Source organism: Pseudomonas idahonensis (genome assembly GCF_037903935.1).
Taxonomy (GTDB): Bacteria; Pseudomonadota; Gammaproteobacteria; order Pseudomonadales; family Pseudomonadaceae; genus Aquipseudomonas; species Aquipseudomonas danubii.
On sequence record NZ_CP149586.1, the window covers coordinates 5927220 to 5948130 of the forward strand.

Consider the following 20911-nt stretch of genomic DNA (forward strand, 5'->3'; position numbering starts at 1 on the left):
TTGTGCGCAGATTAGCCGAGCCCGGCTATTTTTTGGAACAACCTTCCATAAACCAGTCAGGACCGAAGCTTGCCATCCGTGGCGGGACGCTGGGTCAAAAATCGAAGAACACCGTCTCGCCCTCACCCTGAATGCGGATATCGAAGCGGTAGGCGCGCTGGCCGTTCACTTCACAGGGGTGAGCCAGCAGGGTTTCCCGACGTTGCGGCTGCTCGATCAGGTTCAACACCGGGCACTGGGCGTTAGCCTCCGGCTCGTCGGCAAAGTACAACCGGGTATGCAGGTGGATGTTGATCCCCCTGGCAAACAGCGACAGGTTGATGTGCGGCGCCATCGGCACGCCGGCGGCGTTGTTCACCACCCCGGGCTTGACGGTATGGAGGGTCCATTCCCCGGCATCGAAGGTGGTGGCGGTGCGGCCAAAGCAGTTGAAGGGCTTTTCCGTGTCGAACACCGGGTCGTAGACCCCGGCAGAATCGGCCTGCCAGAACTCCAGGAAGGAGTCGCGCACCAGGTGGCCGTTGCCGTCGTACACATGGCCGATCAGCAGAATCCGCTCGCCCGGCGCATCAGGCTTGGCCATCTGGTTCCAGATTTCCTCGGGACGGGTCGGATTTCCCGCCGCCGCCAGGGCCAGGCCGATGTGCACATAGGGGCCGGCCGTTTGCGAGGGGGTTTCAGGCAGCAGTTGAACAGGCATGGCAGGCTCCTCAGCAGTTTTCGAAGTGGGTCTTGCGCTGGCCGCGCAGCACGATGTCGAAGCGGTAGGCCAGGCAATCCATGGGGTTGGCGTTGCCCATGTCCAGGCGCGCGATCAGGCTCTGCACCGCGTCCGGGTTGGCGATGGACTTGACGATCGGGCACAGCGGGATCAACGGGTCGCCTTCGAAATACAGCTGGGTGATCAGCCGCGTGGCAATCGACGGGCCGCTGATGGAGAAGTGGATATGCGCCGGGCGCCAGTCGTTGGGACCGTTGCGCCAGGGGTAAGGCCCGGGCTTGATGGTGCGGAAGCTGTAGTAGCCGTCACGGTCGGTGAGGGCTCGGCCGACGCCGCCGAAGTTCGGGTCCAGGGGCGCCAGGTAGCGGTCGTTCTTGTGCCGGTAACGGCCACCGGAGTTGGCCTGCCACATTTCCACCAGGGTGTGGGGGATCGGCTTGCCATATTGATCGCAGACCCGCCCGGAAACGATGATCCGCTCCCCGATCGGCAAGCCGCCGTGGTTGAAGTTGAGCAGCAAGTCGTTATCGAAACGCCCGGTGCGCAAGTGGGAGAAGTCCGGGCCGCTGGTTTCGCTGGCCGATTGCGGAATGCTCACCAGTGCCTGGCGCGGCGAGCGGGCGACGGAGGTCTTGTAGTCGGGGGTCAGGGCCTTGGGGTGCCAATTACGGTCGCGAATCACGAAGCGACTGCTGTCTGCATCAGACATGTCGATCTCCTGTTGTTTGATTTATGGAGCGCAGCCGGCGCAGTTTCAAACAAACCAGGAGCGGGGAAAATTGAAAAGCCGCCCGCTATCCATAACCAAAAGGTTATGGATAACTGCCCTCGTGATAGGCCCGCCCCACTTCCCTGAGCACATCCACCGCCCATTGCGCCGCCAGGGACAGCGGCAGGCTGGCATTGCTGGAGATACCCACCGAACCGCCGGGCTCGCGCAGGCCCAGATCCAGCTCCTGCAACTCGCCATTGGCCAGGTCCAGACGCACCGCATCCAGCGGCGCTATCCACAATGCATCGCTGGACAGGGTGTAGCGCCGGCTCAGGGCCACCGACAGGGTTTCCAGGCGTTGTTGCGGCTGGGCGATACCGCACTGAATGAACAGGCTGTCGGCGTGCTTGCGAATGCTGGTGCCAGCCAGGGGCAGTACCAGCGGATAGGCGCTGAGCGCATCGCGATCCAGGGGCCCGGTCGCCAGGGGATGCTCGGGGCGGGCCACCAGGGTCATGGATTCGCTGTACAGGTGCTCGAAGCTCAGGCCGTGGATCTCCGGACTCTCGGTCATGCGGCCGACCACCAGATCCAGGTCACCGACTCGCAGTTGCGAAAGCAGATGGGCGCTGGGGCCGGTCAGCACACTCACGGTCAACGCCGAATGCCGCTGGTGCAGGCGCCGCATCACCTCCGGCAGCAGCAGGCTTTCCACGGTGGACAACACGCCGATACGTACCAGCCCGGCAGCGTATTCGCCGCCGCGCAAACTGCTGACGCCTTCGCGCAGGGCCTGCACCGAAGGCCCGGCATAGCGCAGGAAGGCTCGCCCGGCTTCGGTCAGGCTGAGCCCGGCCTTGCTCCTGGCAAACAGCCGAGTGTCCAGCAGCTCCTCCAGTTCCTTGAGGGTTTTCGACATTGCCGGCTGGCTCACCGACAGCACGTCGGCGGCCCGCGCCAGGCTGCCTTGGCGGGCCATTTCAAGAAAACACACCAAGTGACGGAATTTGATGCGGGTATCGATGTTCAATAGGGAGCCCCGAATGCGCCAGGAGCGGAGAGATCCGCAATCGGGCCATGGTAGCGTGCGCAAAAATCCCTGACGACCGGACTGGCGCCGCTTCATGCCAGCAGCAACACTGACCAGCAGAAAAAAACGAGGACTCCCCCATGCTTTGGAAAAAAGGCCGGCGCAGCGACAACGTCGTGGATGCGCGAAATGACAGCGGTGGCGGCGGTGGTGGCGGCCTGCGTTTTGGCGGTGGCAAGGGGCTGAGCCTGACGGCGATCATCCTGATCGTCGGTATCGGCTGGGCCACCGGCCAGGACCCGCTGCAGATCCTCGGTCAACTGGTGGGCCAGAGCAGCCAGACTTCGGCCCCGGCCACCACCCAGGCGCGCAAGAGCCCACCGGCCAATGACGAGCAGGCGGAGTTCGTCCGCGCCATCCTCGGCGACACCGAAGACACCTGGGGCCAGATCTTCCAGCAGGCCGGCCGCCAGTATCAGGCGCCCAAGCTGATTCTGTTCCGTGGCCGGGTCAACTCCGCCTGCGGCTCCGCCACCTCTGCCAGCGGCCCCTTTTATTGCCCTGCCGATCAGCAGGTGTACCTGGACATGGACTTCTTCCGCGAGATGGCCCAGCGCTTTTCCGCTGCCGGCGACTTCGCCCAGGCCTACGTGATTGCCCATGAAGTCGGGCACCACGTACAGACCCTGCTGGGGGTCTCGGCGAAAATGCAGGCCGCACGCCAGCAAGGCCGGCAAATGGAAGGTGACGGCGGACTACTGGTGCGCCAGGAATTGCAGGCCGACTGTCTGGCTGGGGTCTGGGCCTACCATGGGCAGAAGCGCCTGAACTGGCTGGAGCCCGGGGATGTGGAAGAAGCCCTGAACGCTGCCAATGCCATCGGTGACGACCGACTGCAGCAACAGGGCCAGGGCCGGGTCGTACCGGATTCCTTCACCCACGGCACCTCGGCGCAACGGGTGCGCTGGTTCAAGACCGGCTTCAGCCAGGGCCAGGTTGGCCAGTGCGATACCTTCGCCGCCAAGAGCCTGTAGATGGGCCGACTGCTGGCGGCATTACTGTGCCTGGGCTGCCTGGGCGCCCAGGCCGCGGAACACACAGTCAAGGTCGTCAGCCCCGAACGCCTGCCCCTGGAGGGCGGGCAACTGGCCCTGGGCCTGAGCCAGGACTGGCGCCAGCCACTGCCCGGGGTGCAGCGCGCGCTGATCATGGTTCACGGTCGGCTGCGCAACGCCCAGACTTACCTGAAGAGCGGCGAAAGTGCTTCACGACAAGCAGGGCAAAGCGCCGCAACCCTGGTGATCGCCCCCCAGTTTCTCAACCAGAGTGACATCGCCCGCCATCAGCTACCGGACGCGCTACTGCGCTGGAAAGGTAATGACTGGATGGCCGGCGAACCTGCTGCCGGCCCCGTGGCCATCAGCTCCTACGCGGTACTGGATGCCGTCCTCCAGCGTCTGCAGGACCGCCAGTTCTTTCCTGCACTCAAGGAAGTGGTGATTGCCGGCCACTCCGGGGGCGCCCAGGTGGTACAGCGCTATGCCCTGACCACAGGGCAACATGCCGAGTTGAAGCAGTCCGGAATCGAACTGCGCTACGTGATCGCCAATCCGTCGTCCTACGCCTACTTCGATGCAACGCGCCCGGTGGCTTTCGAGCCGGCCAGTTGCCCGGGGTTCAACGACTGGAAATATGGCCTGAACCGGCTCCCGGCCTATGCCAGCGCCCCATCCCCGGCGCAGCTCGAACAAGGCTACGTGACACGCCACATCACCTACCTGCTGGGCCAGCAGGACATCGACCCCAACCACCCGGCCCTGGACAAGAGCTGCGCGGCCGAGACCCAGGGCGCCTACCGGCTGATTCGCGGGCACAACTACTTCGACTACCTGATGCGGCGTCACCCGCAAGGCTTGCCACAACGGCTGGTGGAAGTGCCCGGGGTCGGGCATGACGGCGACAAGATGTTCACCTCCCCCGCAGGGCAGGCGGCGCTGTTCAAGTAGAGAAAGGCGCTGTCTGAAATGACGCTTTCGCCGGCAAGGCGGTTCCTACGGGACGGGTAAGAACCGACTTACCAGCGAACAGGCCCTCAGGCCGACAGCAGTTCGCGCAACTGCGCGCAATCCCGGGCATGCCAGTCGGTCAGCTCCGGCCAGGGGTTGTCCGGCAGGTTCACCAGCACCGTGCGCGTTCCCGCTGCCCGTCCACAGTCCAGGTCGAAGCGGTAGTCACCGACCATGACCATGCGCTGCGGCGCCACATCCCAAGCCTCGGCCAGTTTCAGCAAACCACCGGGATGGGGTTTGGGCGGGGCCTCGTCGCGCCCCAGCACATCCGCCTTGGCAAAGCAGTCCGCCAGGCCGATGGCTTCCAGGGTCACGTGGGCCAGCTCCCGGGCATTGCGGGTGAGGATGCCCAGGCGATAACCGCGTCCGGCCAGTTCCCGCACCAGTTCCACCGCACCCGGCGCCGGGCGCGAACCCAGGGCCAGGTCGCGCTCGTGCTCCAGCAGCCAGGCGTGCTTGGCCGCAGACTCCTCTGCCGGCAAGGCCGCCAGGTGAGTGAGGATGTCGTCCTCCGGAGGAATCGACAGCGCCTGGCGGATCGCCGCGAAATCATGCACGGCGATGGTCAGGGTGCCGTCCATGTCGAACACCCAATGTTCTATGTCTGAAAGACTCATGCCCAATCCTTGCGATGACGGATCAACCCTTCCTGAGTCACCGAGGCTACCAGTTGACCGGCACGGTTGAACACGCTGCCCCGGGAGAAGCCCCGGGAGTTACCGGCCCAGGGGCTGTCCATGGCGTACAGCAGCCAGTCGTCGGCCCGCAGGTCGGCGTGGAACCACAAGGCGTGATCGAGGCTGGCGACCTGCATGTCCTTCTGCCACACCGACTTGCCATGAGGCAGCATCGAAGTGGTCAGCAGGCCGAAGTCCGACGCGTAGGCCAGCAGGTATTTGTGCAGCGCCGGGATGTCCGCCAGAGCACCGTCGGCGCGGAACCAGACGTACTTCACCGGGTCCATCGGCTGCGGGTTGTAGGGGTCCTTCTCGGTCACCGGGCGCACTTCGATGGGCTTGGGGCACAGCAGCTTCTCGCGCATGTGCTCGGGAATCAGGTGCGCGCGCTGGGTGGTGATTTCCAGCTCCGACGGCAGGTTCTCCGGCCCGACCACCTGGGGCATGCTGTTCTGGTGCTCGAAGCCTTCTTCGTCGTACTGGAAGGAAGCACTGCAGGTGAAGATCGGGTTGCCCTTCTGGATCGCCGTCACCCGCCGGGTGCTGAAGCTGCCGCCGTCGCGCACCCGATCCACCTGGTAGACCACCGGCAAGGCGGCGTCGCCGGGACGCAGGAAGTAGCCGTGCATGGAATGCACGTGACGTGCTTCCTCTACCGTCTGACTGGCCGCGGACAACGACTGGCCGAGCACCTGGCCGCCAAACAGCTGGCGAAAACCCAGGTCCTGGCTGCGACCGCGAAACAGGTTTTCTTCAATGGCTTCCAGGGTCAACAGATCGACCAGATCATCCAGCACATGACTCATTCAGACTCTCCTCACACAGGGCAACACCGCGCAATCTCGGCTGCGGCGGTGATATCAATTGGGGCCAGGTATCTCGTCGGCACATTCTAAACGTGCGCGCCTGCTATCCATGCAAGGTTTCCAGCCATTGTTCGCGGGTAATGCGGTACAGCACATGCTCGCGCAACGGATGATCGGCGGCGAGTTTCGGGTGTTCGAAATCCTCCTGGGCCGCGTGATGCATGCCAATGGCCTGCATGACTTTCTGCGACGGCAGGTTATTGCGGGTGGTGAAGGCCACGACTTCGTCCAGGGCCAGTCGATCGAAAGCGCAACGCAAGGCAGTCCAGGCCGCTTCGCTGGCATACCCCAGGCCCCAGTGTTCCCGGGCCAGGCGCCAGCCGATCTCCACCGCAGGGGTAAAGGGCGCTTCGAAACCCACCTCCAGCAGCCCGGTAAAGCCGATAAAGGCGCCGTTATCCTTACGTTCAAGCGCCCAGAGGCCAAAGCCATGTTCGGCGAAATGCCCGCGTATGCGCCCGATCAGCGCGGCACTTTCCAGACGACTCAGGGGCGCGGGAAAGTAGCGCATGACCTGCGGATCGGCACACATCGCGGCAAATGCCGGCAAATCATCGTCACGCCACTGGCGCAGCAGCAGACGCGCGCTTTCGAGTTGCAGTATTGGCTCCATCAGGCCCCTCCGTTTCCGTGGGTGCAAGTCTACATCGCTGGTAGGATCCTTCACGGGTTCCTCTAAGAAAATGCCATGTCATTGCCACTGATCTATCACGACGACTACAGCCCCGAGTTCCCGGCGGAGCACCGCTTTCCCATGGACAAGTTCCGCCTGCTGCGCGACCACCTGGTGGACAGTGGCCTGACCCACGATGCCGATCTGCTGCGCCCCGAGCTGTGCCCGGCCGACATCCTCGCCCTGGCCCACGACCCTGGCTATATCGAACGCTACATGAGCGGCGAGTTGTCCCGGGAAGACCAGCGGCGCCTCGGCCTGCCCTGGAGCGAAGCCCTGGCCCGGCGCACGGTGCGCGCTGTCGGCGGCTCCCTGCTCACGGCCGAAAAGGCGCTGCAACATGGCCTGGCCTGCCACCTGGCCGGCGGTACCCACCACGCCCACTACGACTACCCGGCGGGGTTCTGCATCTTCAACGACCTGGCCGTGATCAGCCATTACCTGCTGCAAAGCGGGCGAGTGGGACGGGTGCTGATCTTCGACTGCGACGTGCATCAGGGCGATGGCACCGCTCGGATCCTGCAACATACCCCCGACGCGGTGACCGTCTCGTTGCACTGTGAAAAGAACTTCCCCGCACGCAAGGCCCAGAGTGACTGGGATATCCCGCTGCCCATGGGCATGGGCGACGCCGACTACCTCAAGGTGGTGGACGACGCTCTCAACTACCTGCTGCCCCTGTATCAGCCGGATCTGGTGCTCTACGACGCCGGGGTCGACGTGCACCAGGACGATGCCCTGGGCTACCTCAAGCTCACCGATGCCGGCCTGGCCGAGCGTGACGAGCGAGTCATGCGCCATTGCCTGGGCCGCGACATCCCGGTGGTCGGCGTGATCGGCGGCGGCTACAGCAAGGATCGCCAGGCCCTGGCCCGACGCCACGGCATCCTCCACCACAGCGCACAACGAGTCTGGGAGTCGTCAGGCTGCTACTGAGCCCTTGCAGCCTTACCCACATCCACTGTGGAGCCGCTTGTGGATAACCTGGGAGAAAGCCTCTACAGCCCTTGCTCTACGGGGCTTCAAGGCAATCGCCTGTTTTTTGATCAATGTCACCAGACGGTCATGTTGTTGTGGATCGCTTACCCCCAATACCTGTGGAGCTGCCTGTGGATAACCTGAGTGAAAGGCGCTAGATCCCTTGCTCTGCAAGGCTTGCAGAGCGGTGTCTGTTTTTTGATCAGGGTAGCGACACACCTCCCTGGGGTTTTTCGACGCCCACACTCGTTGCCAGATAACGGTTTGCTCGATAAGCCAGGTGGGGCCGTAAACCTTTTCTGCCCCGCGAAGCTGTGCGTCGCGTCCTTGAGCCAGTCACTCAACCACGCATCGGTAAAGCTCGATGGAGCTGCCGAAGCATGATGCAGTCGCACGATTGTGTGCGTCATGGCACCGCCACGCTGTTCACGGCCTGAACTAACTACAGGGGCATTTGATTAGGAATATTGAATATCAACATCGGCATCAACAGTGGCTGGAAGTTGCTCAAGAAGATCAATCGAGAAATACCCAAGCATCTACAACTGCATTTGATGACCGACAACTACACCCCCCACAAGCATCCCAATATGAAAGCGTTGCTGGAAAAACATAAACACTTCCAAGTGCATTTCCCCCCGACGTTCAGCTCTTGGATGAACATGGTCGAGCGCTTTTTCCGGGACATCACCGTGTATTTGTGTGAAGGGACCACGTTTGCGAGTGATCAAAAGCAAGATCCTGCGATCTGAAAAGCGCACTGGACATCGGGCTTGACGCGAGAAAATTTTATTATGTTGTCAGAATGAAAGCGTTAAAAACCTATTGGCAGTGCTGTATCATTTTTCAAAATCCACCATCAGATCCAGATAATACTGCGGCCGGACTGTCAGCACTCACTTGAAACAGGCTCATAACTATGCGGTTCTTAATAACTGGCGGTGCAGGGTATATTGGTTCACACACATTGCTGGAATTGCTTCAAGCAGGCCACGAGGCGGTGGTTCTGGATAACCTGTGCAATAGTTCCATGCTCTCGCTACAGCGCGTGCAACAAATTACCGGTCGCACCCCTGTATTTGTTCAAGGTGATGTTTGCGACCGCGCCATCCTTGAGCGTATTTTTACCCAGCACGAGATTGATGTGGTATTGCACTTCGCTGGCCTGAAAGCCGTCGGTGAGAGCGTAAAGCAACCCTTGTCCTACTATCAGAACAACGTGAGTGGCAGCATCACCTTGTGCCAGGCCATGGCCACCGCAGGCGTCTACCGCCTGGTGTTCAGTTCCTCCGCCACAGTGTACGGCGACCCGGTGCAGATACCGATTGTCGAGAGCTGCCCGCTGGGAACACCTACCAACCCCTATGGCACCTCCAAGTTAATGGTAGAAAAGATGCTGCAGGATATGGCAGCAGCCGATCCACGCTGGTCAGTTGCCCTGCTGCGCTACTTCAATCCGGTGGGCGCACATCAGAGTGGACTTCTGGGCGAGGACCCCAACGGCCTGCCGGAAAATCTACTGCCCTACATAAGCCGTGTCGCAGTGGGAAAACTCGAAAGACTTTCCATCTATGGCAACGACTATCCGACCCCCGATGGCACCGGTGTTCGGGACTACATTCATGTAGTTGATCTTGCCAAAGGGCACGTAGCAGCCGTGAACTACATTTCCCAGCACACCGGTATAAATGCCTGGAACCTCGGGACTGGGGTGGGTTACTCAGTACTGGAGATGATCCAAGCCTTCGAGGACGCCTCTGGCTGCAGCATTCCCCACACTTTCTCCCCACGTCGCCAGGGCGACATTGCGCAATGCTGGTCAGACCCGTCCAAGGCACTTCAGGATCTGGGCTGGAAGGCGGAGCTCGGGTTGAAGGAGATGATGGAGGATACGTGGCGTTGGCAGTCGAATAACCCAGATGGGTACCGGTCGTCTTAAATGAAGACTGCACTGGCCGGCGCGACTGTTTCATGCGTTTACGGGGTTCGTGCAGATTTAATCAAGGACTTGGTTACTGCCGGTCATGACGTTGTACCAATGGCCGGCAACTCATCCAGCAGGTGCTGTTCCCGAGCATTGCTTACAATAACCACCCCTCCCATTTTCTAGGCTTTTTGATGTCCCCCTCCCCTACTTCCCACGTCGCGATCATCGGCGGCGGTCCCGCCGGCCTGATGGCTGCCGAGGTACTGAGCCAGGCCGGCGTTCGGGTCGATCTGTACGACGGCATGCCATCGGTGGGCCGCAAGTTCCTCCTGGCCGGGGTCGGTGGCATGAACATCACCCACTCCGAAGCCTACCCGGCCTTCCTCTCGCGCTATGCCGAGCGAGCCCCGCACATCGCCCCGCTGCTGCGCGAGTTCGGCGCCGAGGCCTTGTGCCAATGGATTCACGGCCTGGGTATCGACACCTTCGTCGGCAGCTCGGGACGGGTGTTCCCCACCGACATGAAAGCCGCGCCGCTGCTGCGCGCCTGGCTCAAGCGCCTGCGCGACGCCGGGGTGGTTATCCACACCCGGCACCGCTGGCTGGGCTGGAATGCCGACGGCAGCCTGCGCATCCGGCACCCCGAAGGCGAGCGCGCGGTAGAGGCCGATGCAACCCTGCTGGCACTGGGCGGTGGCAGTTGGTCGCGCCTGGGTTCTGATGGGGCGTGGCTGCCCCTGCTGCAACAGCGCGGAGTGCAGGTAGCCCCCTTGCAACCAAGCAATTGCGGGTTTGAGGTCAGTGCCTGGAGCGAGTTGCTGCGCAGCAAATTCGCCGGGGCGCCGCTGAAGAACGTGGCCATCGGCCTCAATGACGACATCCCCCGGCTGGGGGAATGCGTGATCACTGCCAGCGGCATCGAAGGCAGTCTGATCTATGCCCTGTCGGCGCCGATCCGCGACAACATCCACCAGCACGGGCAAGCCACCGTTCATATCGACCTGCTGCCGGGCAAGCCTCGGGACAAGGTCCAGGCCGCCCTGGCCAAGCCGCGTGGCTCGCGCTCCATGGCCAAGCACCTGCAGAGTCAGTTGGGGATCGAGGGGGTGAAAGCGGGGTTGCTGCGTGAGCTGACGGGCGCCGACACCTTCAACGATCCGGCGCGCCTGGCGGCGGCGATCAAGGCTCTGCCCTTGACGCTGGTGAAGACCCGCCCATTGGACGAGGCCATTAGCAGCGCCGGCGGCGTCGCCTTCGAAGCGCTGGATGAACGACTGATGCTGGAGCAACTACCCGGGGTGTTCTGCGCCGGGGAAATGCTCGACTGGGAAGCCCCCACCGGCGGCTATCTGCTGACCGCCTGCTTTGCCAGCGGCCGTCGGGCCGGGCTGGGAATGCTGGAGTGGCTGCAACACCGGCCATAAATAGCTTCGCCGGCCAGCCGGCTCCTACGGGGATTGTAGGAGCCGACTGGCCGGCGAAGAGGTCAGCACAATTCAGATCAAGGCTTGCGCTTGCGTGGCCCGGTGTTGAACGCCGGGACCTTGCGTACCGGTTTCACCGCTGGCGCTTCGGCCACTTCACCACTGTCCACCCACTTGCCCAGGTTGCGCTTGCCGCCACCGCCGGAAGTTTTCGGTTTCTTGGGCTTCTTCGGTTTTTTCACCACCTGGCCACTGGCGTCGGTTTCCGGCACCCGGTGCTCGGGCTCGAAGTCCTGCTCTTCATGGCGCTTCAAAGTCTGGCGAGTGAGCATCTCGATCGCCGACAGCAGGTTGACTTCGTCGGCACACACCAGGGAGATCGCCTCACCGGTGGAGCCGGCACGGCCGGTACGACCGATGCGATGGATGTAGTCCTCAGCGACGATCGGCAGGTCGAAGTTGACCACCAGCGGCAGGTCTTCGATGTCCAGGCCACGGGCCGCCACGTCGGTGGCCACCAGGATCTGGATCTCGCTGGCCTTGAACCGGTCCAGGGCGCGCTGGCGCGTGGCCTGGGGCTTGTCGCCATGGATGCCGTCGGCGTTCACGCCCTGGCCCTGAAGCTTTTCCACCAGCGCATCCACGCCGTTGCGGGTCTTGGCGAACACCAGCACCTGCTTCCAGCGGTTCTTGCGCAGCAGGTGGCTGAACAGTTCCGGCTTGCGCTTCTTGTCCACCGGCACCACCCATTGCTTGACCGTGTTGGCGGCCACGTTGCGCGGGCTGACCTCGATGCTCAGCGGGTCGTTGAGCATCTGCCCGGCCAGTTGGCGGATGGCGTCGGAGAACGTGGCGGAGAACAGCAGGGTCTGGCGCTTCTTCGGCAGCGCGGCATAGATGCTCTTGAGCTCCTCGGAGAAGCCCAGATCCAGCATGCGGTCGGCCTCATCCAGCACCAGGGTCTGCAACTGGCTGAACTTCACCGCGTTCTGGCGGAACAGGTCCAGCAGACGCCCCGGGGTCGCCACCAGCAGATCGATACCTTTGCGCAGCTTCATCATCTGCGGGTTGATGCTGACCCCGCCGTACACCGCGTAGGTGCGCAGCGGCAGGTGCTCGGCGTACTGACGCACGCTTTCGTGAACCTGTTCGGCCAGCTCGCGGGTCGGCACCAGGATCAGCGCGCGCACCGAGTTGCTGTCGACCTTCGGCCCTTCCATGGTCAGCAACTGCAGCAGCGGCAAGGCAAAACCGGCAGTCTTGCCGGTGCCGGTCTGGGCAGCCGCCATCAGGTCACGCCCGCCCAGCACCGCCGGAATGGCTTGCGCCTGCACCGGGGTCGGGGTCTGGTAGCCGAGGGTTTCGAGGGCGCGCAGCAGAGGTTCGATCAGGCCAAGAGTGGCGAATGTCATGGGGGGTACCGTAGGAAAAAGTCAGCACTGAAGAGGCAATGGGCGGCAGTTTACCGCACTTTTAAGCGCTTGCTTTCCCTACCGCCGCTTGGCATCCCCGCACATCCGCTGCTTCGTACGTGACCGAAAAGGCCTGGCGGACATGTACAAGCAACAGGTCGATTCATAAGATTCACCGCGCCGGCAAACCTCCCGAATCCATCTCATCAGCGCCCGTCATTCAGCGATTGCCAATACAGGTGTCGCACTGCGCTGTGCTTGTCCTGGAGTGGTTATGCCCCACCGCCAATTGCCTCACCTTTCCCTGGCCGACGCCATCCGCGCCGCCAGCCTGGGAGCCGTCCTGCTCATGCCCTTGGCCAGCCCGGCCCTGGCCGACGAGACATCACCCGCCACACCTGCCGTTGCCAGCGCCGCTGTGATCAGCGGCCCGTTCATCGACATCCAGGCCTTGAACCCCGATCCCAGGCTGCGCAACGCGCCTGCCGCCAGTACCGAGCGCCTGACCCAGGCCACCGGACTGAGCATCGGCGCCCTGCGCCTGGATCAGGACGATCGCTTCAAGGACATCAAGGTCCTGGTGGGCCGGGCCCAGGGCCCCGCTCGCCTGGCATTCGGTGAAAGCAACGTCGTCGTCACCGCCCGCAGCGATGGCAGCTTCATCGCCCTGCTGCCCAATGCCACCATTCGCGGCGACGCCAATGGTCAGCAGACGCTGATCCCCGCCGAAACCAGGCACTCCCATGCGCCCGGCAACATCGACTATGTGCAGTCCGAGCAAGCCCAGGAGCCCAACCTGCTGCAGACCCGCAACGGCCAGCGCAGCTTTCAGGTCGACCGCAACGCCCAAGGCGAAACCGTCATCGACCTGCTGGCCGGTTTCTCCCAGGCTGCCGCCGACTACATCGGCGACCACGAAGCCTACGCCCTGGCCCAGGTCGCCTCGGTCAACCATGCCTTGCGCCAGTCACAGATCGAAGGGGTACGCCTGCGCCTGGTGGGCACCCAGGTCATTGCCGAGGATCACCCGATCACCTCCGGCACCGACGGAACCCTGCGCAAGGTCAGCAGCCTGTTTGCCGAAGGCATGCGGCAATACAGCCCCGATCTGGTGACCGGGTTCTTTGTCGGCACCCCGGGGGTCGACACCATGCTCGGCTGGGGCAATGTCAATGGCCGTTACTCGATCAACAACATCAAGTCGCCCACCACCTTTCGCCACGAGGTGGGACACAACATCGGCGGCGGTCATTGCTCGGACGGCAGCAGCGACCGTTTCGGCTACCACAACGGCCGGGTGGGCACGATCCTGTGTGGCAACCACGTGGGCTACTACTCCAACCCGGAGGTCAGGGACAACCTGGGCGTGCCCCTGGGCCAACTGGGCACCGCCAACATGGCTCGCCTGTGGCGTGAAGGCGCCCAGCGCATGTCCGCCTACAGCCCGGCGGTGATCCCCATGGACCACGAACAGGTCACACCGCTGCTGAGCAAGTCCATCGACGTGAAACAGAACGTCATCCACTACGAGACCCTGGATATTCCCGAGGGCACCGAGCGCCTGGCGTTGTCGATCAACCACGGCCCGCGCCATGAACGGGCGGGCAAGGTGCAACTGCTGCTCAAGCACGGCGCCCGCCCCACCGCCAGCGACTATGACTACCGCTCCCTGGAAAACCATGGCGTCGCCCTGGGGGTGAGCCATCCCAAGCCCGGACGCTGGTACGTCGGGGTACGAGCCGAGAAGAACAAGAGCGCCAGCGACCAGTTGCTTGAAGGCCATGTCTTCGCCAAGACCCAGGAAACCAGCCAGGCTCGCTACCTGCGTTTTGTCGCCACGTCGTCGATCAACGGCAGCAAAGTCGCCAGCATCGCCGAACTGCTACTGGCCGACGCCAAGGGCAAGCCGCTGCCGAGAAACGGCTGGCGCGTCCACTCGGTCAACGGCAAGACCTCCGGCATCGACAACAGCCTGTGGTTCGTCGATGGCAAACCGAACTCGTACTGGAGTTCGGGCAGTGCCAGCTATCCCCACGAGATCATCATCGACCTCGGAGCAGAGCGGGGCTTCTCTTCCTTGAATTACCTGCCGCGGCAAAACAACGATGCCGCCGGCAACATCAAGGGCTACGAAGTGTATGGCGGTGACAGCCCAACCAGCGCCTGGGCGCTGCTGGCCAAAGGCGAGTTCAGTGCCGACAACGAGGTCAAGTCCGTTGCCCTCAAGCCAGTCGAGGCCAGCCTGCCACCTGTCGCCGTGATCAGCGGTCGCAGCCAGGCCAACGCCGGTGAACGGGTGCTGCTGGATGCCTCGGGTTCCAGCGACCCGCAAGGCAAAGCCTTGAGCTTTGCCTGGCAAGTCACGCCGGCACTGGACTTCAGCTATGACGGCGCAAGCGTCAGCTTCAACGCCCCGCAGCTCAAGCAGGACACCCGCTACCGCTTCACCCTGAGCGTGGACAACGGCCAGAAAACCGCGACCGCCGAGCACAGCGTCACGGTCCTCGCCCCACCGCAAACGGCGCCTGGCTGCGCAGGTGCCTGGAATCGCACAACGGCCTACCTGGGCGGCCAGAAAGTCAGCCACAACGGGCGCTTCTTCCTCGCCCGCTGGTGGACCCAAGGCCAGGAGCCGGGCAACCCGGCGTTCACCGGGCCGGACTTCAGCGGCAAGGTCTGGAACGACCTCGGCCCCTGTCACTGACAGCCGCCGGGGGCTTCACGCCCCCGGCAACCAGCCCCCTTCCCCCTGCGCAGGCCACGGCCCCTGTGGCCGCTGCCTGCGTGACCTCGCCAACCTCTCTGTGACACCGCCCCCCTGCTGTTGTTTAGCGGCCTGGACGCTCCGCCCCACCCGCCCCGGCGATCCTGCCAGGCACCTAGGACCGGTACGAAAAGCCCCCTGTTCGATGTACGCCCGGAGCGCCCCTGCCTATGATGCCCTCCGCCGGCAAAACTCCTTATCCACCTCATCAGCGCGGACGCTTTAGCGGTCCTGTTCGCCAGGTTTCGCACCGCGCTGAGACTATCCAGGAATAGTTATGTCGAGCTTCAGATTGACCGCCTTGTCCCGCGCTACCCGCCTTTGGGGCGCCAGCCTGGGCGCTGCCCTGCTCTTGCCGCTCGGCGGCATGGCGCAGGCCGATGTCGTCCAGCACAGCCCCGATGCCGCTCTCGGCGCGACGGTGATCCAGGGTCACTTCATCAACCTGCAGTTGCCCGGCGCCAGGGCGATGCCATTCGGCGCCGCCGAAACCGGCACCGAACAGCTGCAACAGGTCACCGGGATGCGCATCCGCAACCTGATCGCGCAACAGGACGATACCTTCAAGGACCTGCGGGTCATGACCGGCCAGTTGGAGGGACGCGCCCGTACCCTCAGCGCCCCCGGAGAGATGACCCTCGCCGCGCGCCCCGACGGCAGCTTCATCGCCCTGTTGCCGGACGCCAATGCCATCATTCGCGGCGACGCCAACGGCCAGCAGTCGATGATCCACTTCGACGCCGGAGCCGCCTTTGCCCCGTCGAGTGTCGACTACATCGCCGATGACGGCAGCGAAACCCCAGCCCTGAAGGAGTCGCAGAGCGGCCTGCGCAGTTTCCAGGTCAACCGCAACGTCCAGGGCGAAACCGTGATCGACCTGCTGGCCGGGTTCTCCCAAGCCGCCGCCGACTATATCGGTGACCACGAAGCCTACGCCCTGGTCCAGGTGGCCTCGGTCAACCGCGCCTTGCAACAATCCAAGGTCCAGGGCGTGCGCCTGCGCCTGGTGGGCACTCAGGTGGTGCCCCAGGATGCGGCCATCACCGGAACCAACCTGGGCCAGGTCAGCAAGATCTTCGCCGAAGGCATGCGTCGCTACAGCCCCGACGTGGTGGCCAGTTTCGTCGTGGGCACCCCCGGCCAGGACACCGCCGTAGGGTGGGGCTACATCAACGGCCGCTACACCATCAACTCCATCAAGTCGGCCACCGTTTTCCGTCATGAGCTGGGCCACAACATCGGCGGCAGCCACTGTTCCGATGGCAAGAGCTACCGCTTCGGCTACAACAACGGCCGGGTCGGCACCATCCTCTGCGGCAACCATGTGGGCTATTTCTCCAACCCGGACGTCAAGGACAGCCGCGGCGTGCCGCTGGGCAACGCGACAACCGCCAACATGGCCCGGGTCTGGCGGGAAAACGCGGCGCGGATGTCGGCCTACAGCCCTTCCGTGGTCCCGCTCGAACAGGAGCAAAGCACCTCGATCCTCAACCAGAAAGTCAGCCTGGCCAGCGGCCAGACGCGCTACTTCCCGGTGGATGTCCCCGAAGGCACCCGGCGCCTGGTATTCACCGTGGTGGACGGCGAACTCACCGAGAAGGCCGGCCAGATCCAGTTGCTGCTCAAGCGCGGCGCCCAGCCCAGCGGCTCAAGCTACGACTACCGCTCGACACGCAGCCACAACGTGTCCCTGGGGGTGAACGACCCGCAGCCGGGACGCTGGTACCTGGCGATCAACACCGACAACCGGGCCACTCAGGATCAGGTGCTTGAAGGCCACGCCTACGGTCTGACCCAGGACACGGCCCAGGGCCGCTACCTGAAATTCGTCGCCACCTCCGCGGTGGACGGCAAGGACACCGCCAGCGTCGCCGAACTGCTGCTGGTGGATGCCAAGGGCAAGGCCCTGCCCCGCAATAGCTGGAAGGTCATGTCCACCAGCAGCGCGGTGCCTGGCACTGCGGTCGGCAACCACGCCATCGACGGCAACCCCAACTCCTACTGGAGCACGACGGCGGGTGCGCGCTACCCCCATGAAATACTGATCGACCTGGGGGCCGACAGCCGCTTCTCGCAACTGCACTACCTGCCGCGCCAGGACGCCGGCCTGAGCGGCAACATCAAGGGGTATCAGGTCTATGGCAGCAACAGTGCAAACGGCGCCTGGACCCTGCTGGCAGACGGCGAATTCAGCGCCGACAACGACATCAAGGCCGCGTCCCTCAAGCCTGTGAATGCCGGTCAACCTCCGGTGGCGGTGATCAGCGGCAAGACCGAAGCCAATGCCGGGGACAAGATCGTCCTCGATGCCTCGGCCTCCAGCGATCCCCAGGGCAATGCCCTGAACTTCGCCTGGGAAGCCTCGCCGCGCCTGGACTTCGACTTCGACGGCGCGCGCATCAGCTTCACCGCGCCGGAACTGCAGAGCGACACCCGCTACCGTTTCACCCTGACCCTGAGCAACGGCAAGCAGAGCAGCACCCGAACCCACGAGGTGCTGATCAAGGGCAAGGCCACCGATGCCAGCTGCAAACCAGAATGGACGCTCAGAGGCACTTACGTCGGCAACGATGTGGTGCAGTGGAAAGGTCGTCAGTACCAGGCTCGCTGGTGGACCTCCGGCACCGAGCCGGGCCTGGCCAGCACCACCGGCCCGGACGGCGCCGGCAAGGTCTGGCGTGACCTGGGCCCGTGCCAGAGCGAGGGCGAGAAACCGGTCGAGCCACCGGCGGAAGAGGTCAAACCGCCGGTAGCGGTCATCGGCGGCGCGAGCGAGGCCAAGTCCGGAGAAACCGTGTACCTCGACGCCACGGGGTCCAGCGACCCGGCAGGCCTGAAGCTCAGCTACAGCTGGAGCATCAGCCCCAACGTCGCCTTTGACGCCGCAGGCCACCTGATGAAGTTCGTCGCCCCGAAGGCCGAGCAGGATGTCACCTACAACGTCAGCCTGACGGTGAACAACGGCAAGCACAGCGCCACCCGCACCCATCAGGTCAAGGTCCTGGCCGAGAAGCCGGCACCGGTCAAGCCGCCGCTGGCGAGCATCGCCGGGGCCAGTCAGGCCAAGGGCGGTGAAACAGTGACCCTGGACGCCGCCGGTTCCAGCGACCCGGCCGGTCTGGCGCTGAGCTACCAATGGACAGTGACGCCCAGCGTCGCCTTCCAGGTCTCGGGTTCGAAACTGACCTTTGTCGCGCCCAAGAGCGACAAGGACATCAGCTACCGCTTCACCCTGAACCTGGGCAACGGCAGCCATACGGTCAGCCGTGACCATAGTGTGACCGTGCTGGCCGACATCGTGGAAACGCCGGCCGGTTGCCTGGGCGCCTGGAGCCGTCAAGGCACCTACCTGGCCAATGACAAGGTCAGCCACAACGGCCGCTACTACATCGCCCGCTGGTGGACCAAAGGCAACGAGCCGTCTGCTGCCACCGTCGGCGGTGAAGGCAGTGGCAAGGTCTGGCGCGACGCCGGCGCCTGTAACTGATGCCAGAGGCGTGACCGCTTGCTCCGCAATCCGGTCACCCTTTCCCGGCCACTTCAGGTAAAAGGATGGACGGCGACTGCCATCAGTCGTCGTCCACCCTCTGCCGCTGAACGCCGTCGATTCCTCCAAGGCGCGCCCCCACTGGCAGAACACCGATGCTTTGCCAATGGAGATCTGAATGCGCAAATTTGCCCTGTCCGCATGGATGCTAGCGGGCCTTTGCCTGCACCTGCCCCTGGTGCATGCCGCCGAACTCATCGGCTTTCGTGAAGTGACGCTGGCGGACGCCAGTCAGCAGCGCCCCCTGCATGTCGCCCTCTGGTACCCCACCACGACCACCGCCCCCCTCCTGCCATCGGCTGAAAACCCGATTTTCCAGGGTGTAGCGACCATCAAGGATGCCGCCCCTAGCGGTTCTGCCCATCCGCTGGTGGTGCTGTCCCATGGCTATCGCGGCAACTGGCGCAATCTCAGCTGGCTGGTATCGAGCCTGGTGGACCAAGGCTATATAGTCGCGGCCCCCGACCATCCGGGCACCACCACATTCGACCAGCGCCCCGCGGAAGCGGCGAAGCTCTGGGAACGCCCGCGCGACCTGAGCCGGGTCATCGACAGGCTCACCCGCGATAACACCCTGGCCGGCACGGTCGACCCGCAGCGCATCGCCGCCATCGGCCACTCCCTGGGCGGCTGGACGGTCACCGCGCTGGCCGGCGCCCGCTACAGCCCGCAACGTTACCTGGAGGAATGCCGGCTGCATCCCAATCCACGCCTTTGCCAAATAGCTCCGGAACTGGGAATCACCGCGCACAATCAAGGCCCGCTGAGTGCCGATCTGCGGGACCCGCGAGTCAAGGCCGTCGTTGCGCTGGACCTGGGGTTCGCCCGCGGCTTTACCCCCGAGAGTTTGTCGACGCTGCACACACCGGTCCTGGTCCTGGGGGCCGGAGTGAACATCGCAGACATGCCCGTGAAAGAAGAGTCGGGCTATCTGAACGCCCATCTGGCGTCCCCGCCTTCGCGCTATGAGGTGCTGGCCAATGCCAGCCACTTCAGCTTCATGCAAGTCTGCAAGCCAGGCGCCCTGGCCCTGCTCAAGGAAGAGGCGCCTGGGGACGAGATTATCTGCCGCGATGGCGATGCCGGTGATCGCCAGGATATCCACCGGCAGGTGGCAAAGCTGATCGGCGACTTTCTGGATCAGAAGCTTGCCGGCCAACCACCGGCAGGCTGATCAGACAACCTCTTGCTGAGGAGCGGCTTTCGGCTTACGCCACTGGGGCAGGCCGATCAGCACCACCGCGCTGATGATCACCAGCATGGCCAGGCCCTCCTCGATGCCGATGGTTTCACCGACAAAGACGATCCCCAGCAGCACCGCCACCGCCGGATTGACGTAGGCATAGCTGGTGGCCGCGGCCGGCCGCACGTGCTTGAGCAGGTACATGTAGGCGTTGAAGGCGATGATCGACCCGAAGCCGGCCAGATAGGCCAGGGCCAACCAGCCTTCCAGGGGCGGCATGGCGTCCAGATGCTCGCCGCTCAAGACGCTGCCGATCATCAGCACCACGCCACCGACGAGCATTTCCGCAGCGCTGGCCATGGCCCCCTGGGGCAGCGGCAGGTGCCTGCTCCACACTGAACCGAAGGCCCAGGCCGCCGCCGCGAACAGCAACAAGGCCGCACCCAGCGGACTCGATTGCAGGTTGGAACCCAGGTTGAGCATGCCGATACCGATCATCCCGAGGATGATCCCGGCCCACTCCAGACGCGTGTTGCGTGCCCCCCAGAAATAGCCGCAGAGCAAGGTGAACAAAGGCACGGTGGCCACCGCCAAAGCCGCCACTCCAGAGGTCACCCCGGAGTGTTCGGCCAGCGTCACCGCACCGTTGCCGCAACTGAGCAGCAACACGCCGATGATCCCCGCGGCCTTCCATTGCGCCCAGGTCGGCGCCGGAACCCCGCGCCAGCGCAGGAAGGCGTACATCAAGCTGCCGGCGATGATGAAACGCACGCCGCCGAGCATCAACGGTGGCCAGTACTCGACGCCGATGCGGATCACCAGATAGGTCGACCCCCAGATCACATACAGGGCAAAAAAGGCGGCGATCAACGGCAAGGGAAAACGGCTTTGGCCAGGCATGGGAGGCAGCTCGGAGCAGGCAGGGGGA

General features: G+C 63.8%; 16 protein-coding genes and 1 pseudogene. 9 read left to right on the forward strand and 8 right to left on the reverse strand.

The window, feature by feature from the left end:
- Nucleotides 1-94: 94 nt before the first annotated feature.
- The 3 genes from pcaG to pcaQ all read right to left on the reverse strand — a co-directional run bounded on the left by pcaG (nucleotide 95) and on the right by pcaQ (nucleotide 2463).
- Nucleotides 95-700, reverse strand: coding sequence for a protocatechuate 3,4-dioxygenase subunit alpha (gene pcaG, locus WIN67_RS26800; RefSeq protein WP_102865394.1), 606 nt, complete (start codon nucleotides 698-700; stop codon nucleotides 95-97).
- 10 nt (nucleotides 701-710) lie between these two features.
- Nucleotides 711-1430: a protocatechuate 3,4-dioxygenase subunit beta gene (gene pcaH, locus WIN67_RS26805; RefSeq protein WP_339070272.1), complete on the reverse strand. Its 720-nt coding sequence runs from the start codon at nucleotides 1428-1430 to the stop codon at nucleotides 711-713.
- Between the two features lie 103 nt (nucleotides 1431-1533).
- Nucleotides 1534-2463: a pca operon transcription factor PcaQ gene (gene pcaQ / locus WIN67_RS26810; RefSeq protein ID WP_339070273.1), complete on the reverse strand. Its 930-nt coding sequence runs from the start codon at nucleotides 2461-2463 to the stop codon at nucleotides 1534-1536.
- Between the two features lie 140 nt (nucleotides 2464-2603).
- On the opposite strand from pcaQ, the gene WIN67_RS26815 reads away from it, so the two are divergent.
- Together WIN67_RS26815 and WIN67_RS26820 are read left to right on the forward strand one after the other, a co-directional pair.
- Complete coding sequence (locus WIN67_RS26815; protein ID WP_265073797.1) at nucleotides 2604-3497, forward strand: KPN_02809 family neutral zinc metallopeptidase; 894 nt, start codon at nucleotides 2604-2606, stop codon at nucleotides 3495-3497.
- Nucleotides 3498-4469: a hypothetical protein gene (locus WIN67_RS26820; RefSeq protein ID WP_102865390.1), complete on the forward strand. Its 972-nt coding sequence runs from the start codon at nucleotides 3498-3500 to the stop codon at nucleotides 4467-4469.
- Between the two features lie 86 nt (nucleotides 4470-4555).
- Here the strand turns inward: WIN67_RS26820 and WIN67_RS26825 are convergent, their stop codons facing one another.
- The 3 genes from WIN67_RS26825 to WIN67_RS26835 all read right to left on the reverse strand — a co-directional run bounded on the left by WIN67_RS26825 (nucleotide 4556) and on the right by WIN67_RS26835 (nucleotide 6688).
- Complete coding sequence (locus WIN67_RS26825) at nucleotides 4556-5149, reverse strand: HAD family hydrolase (RefSeq protein ID WP_170002312.1); 594 nt, start codon at nucleotides 5147-5149, stop codon at nucleotides 4556-4558.
- A complete protein-coding gene (gene tesB / locus WIN67_RS26830; protein WP_102865388.1) occupies nucleotides 5146-6015 on the reverse strand; it encodes an acyl-CoA thioesterase II in 870 nt (289 codons plus the stop codon). The genes WIN67_RS26825 and tesB overlap by 4 nt, the downstream gene beginning before the upstream one ends.
- Before the next feature lie 103 nt (nucleotides 6016-6118).
- Nucleotides 6119-6688 (reverse strand): GNAT family N-acetyltransferase, encoded by a 570-nt coding sequence (locus WIN67_RS26835; protein ID WP_102865387.1) that lies wholly within the window; start codon nucleotides 6686-6688, stop codon nucleotides 6119-6121.
- Between the two features lie 75 nt (nucleotides 6689-6763).
- Between WIN67_RS26835 and WIN67_RS26840 the strand changes: the two genes are divergently transcribed.
- From WIN67_RS26840 to WIN67_RS26855, 4 genes and pseudogenes are all read left to right on the forward strand, one after another.
- A complete protein-coding gene (locus tag WIN67_RS26840; protein WP_102882304.1) occupies nucleotides 6764-7684 on the forward strand; it encodes a histone deacetylase family protein in 921 nt (306 codons plus the stop codon).
- 300 nt (nucleotides 7685-7984) lie between these two features.
- Nucleotides 7985-8439, forward strand: a pseudogene (locus WIN67_RS26845) (transposase); the annotation flags it as partial.
- A 206-nt stretch (nucleotides 8440-8645) separates the two neighbouring features.
- On the forward strand, nucleotides 8646-9665 hold the full coding sequence (gene galE, locus WIN67_RS26850; protein WP_110652057.1) for a UDP-glucose 4-epimerase GalE: 1020 nt from the start codon (nucleotides 8646-8648) through the stop codon (nucleotides 9663-9665).
- A 179-nt stretch (nucleotides 9666-9844) separates the two neighbouring features.
- Nucleotides 9845-11077 carry a TIGR03862 family flavoprotein gene (locus WIN67_RS26855; RefSeq protein WP_339070274.1) on the forward strand — a complete coding sequence of 411 codons (1233 nt, stop codon included), beginning with the start codon at nucleotides 9845-9847 and terminating at the stop codon, nucleotides 11075-11077.
- 77 nt (nucleotides 11078-11154) lie between these two features.
- Here the strand turns inward: WIN67_RS26855 and WIN67_RS26860 are convergent, their stop codons facing one another.
- Nucleotides 11155-12489 (reverse strand): DEAD/DEAH box helicase, encoded by a 1335-nt coding sequence (locus WIN67_RS26860; protein ID WP_102882307.1) that lies wholly within the window; start codon nucleotides 12487-12489, stop codon nucleotides 11155-11157.
- 274 nt (nucleotides 12490-12763) lie between these two features.
- On the opposite strand from WIN67_RS26860, the gene WIN67_RS26865 reads away from it, so the two are divergent.
- The 3 genes from WIN67_RS26865 (at nucleotide 12764) to WIN67_RS26875 (ending at nucleotide 19974) form a co-directional block, all read left to right on the forward strand.
- Entirely contained in the window at nucleotides 12764-15193 is a 2430-nt protein-coding gene (locus tag WIN67_RS26865) for a discoidin domain-containing protein (protein WP_339070275.1), read from the forward strand.
- Between the two features lie 337 nt (nucleotides 15194-15530).
- Entirely contained in the window at nucleotides 15531-18740 is a 3210-nt protein-coding gene (locus WIN67_RS26870; protein ID WP_339070276.1) for a discoidin domain-containing protein, read from the forward strand.
- 178 nt (nucleotides 18741-18918) lie between these two features.
- On the forward strand, nucleotides 18919-19974 hold the full coding sequence (locus WIN67_RS26875; RefSeq protein WP_339070277.1) for an alpha/beta hydrolase family protein: 1056 nt from the start codon (nucleotides 18919-18921) through the stop codon (nucleotides 19972-19974).
- Here WIN67_RS26875 and yedA read toward each other — a convergent pair whose 3' ends face one another.
- Nucleotides 19975-20883 (reverse strand): drug/metabolite exporter YedA, encoded by a 909-nt coding sequence (gene yedA / locus WIN67_RS26880; RefSeq protein ID WP_102865379.1) that lies wholly within the window; start codon nucleotides 20881-20883, stop codon nucleotides 19975-19977.
- Nucleotides 20884-20911: the final 28 nt, after the last annotated feature.